The organism is Hymenobacter defluvii, assembly GCF_017589435.1.
GTDB lineage: Bacteria > Bacteroidota > Bacteroidia > Cytophagales > Hymenobacteraceae > Hymenobacter > Hymenobacter profundi.
Window position 1 is genome coordinate 1 of record NZ_JAGETX010000096.1, and the last position, 756, is coordinate 756.

The 756-nt window shown below is 48.1% G+C and carries 1 protein-coding gene; it reads left to right on the plus strand.

Annotation, left to right across the window (positions count from 1 at the left end):
• Positions 1–756 (plus strand): cbb3-type cytochrome c oxidase subunit I (locus J4D97_RS23125; protein WP_208309642.1); only part of this gene is annotated, 756 nt, incomplete at both ends.

The window sequence follows — 756 nt, forward strand, 5'->3', positions numbered from 1 at the left end:
GCTTTATTTCGAAGTACGTCTTTAGTACCGACCATAAAGTAATTGCCAAGCAATTTCTCATCACGGGTATTTTTTGGGCCATTCTGGGCGGCACACTTTCTAGCTTGTTCCGCTTGCAACTTGGATGGCCTGAAGCAACTCTGGAATGGCTGACGCCGGTACTAGGTAAATGGGTGGAAGCTGGTAAGCTGAATCCTGAGTTTTATCTGGCGCTGGTGACGATGCACGGTACCATCATGGTATTCTTCGTGCTGACAGCTGGTTTGAGCGGTACTTTCTCAAACTTCCTGATTCCGTTGCAAATAGGCGCTCGTGATATGGCTTCGGGCTTTATGAACATGCTATCGTACTGGTTCTTCTTTATTTCCAGTGTGATTATGTTCTCGTCGCTGTTTATAGAAACGGGTCCCGCTGCTGCTGGATGGACAATTTATCCTCCATTGAGCGCCTTACCACAAGCTATTCCAGGCTCGGGTGCTGGTATGACGCTATGGCTGGTATCAATGGCTTTGTTCATTGTATCACAGTTGCTAGGTGGTGTTAACTACATCACAACCATCATCAACCTGCGTACCCGCGGTATGTCGATGTCGAAATTGCCGCTCACTATCTGGTCGTTCTTCCTGACGGCTGTACTGGGTCTGTTGGCTTTCCCCGTGCTTTTCTCGGCAGCCTTGCTTCTGATCTTTGACCGGTCATTCGGTACAAGCTTCTTCTTGTCAGATATTTATATTGCCGGTCAAGCGTTGCCGAACA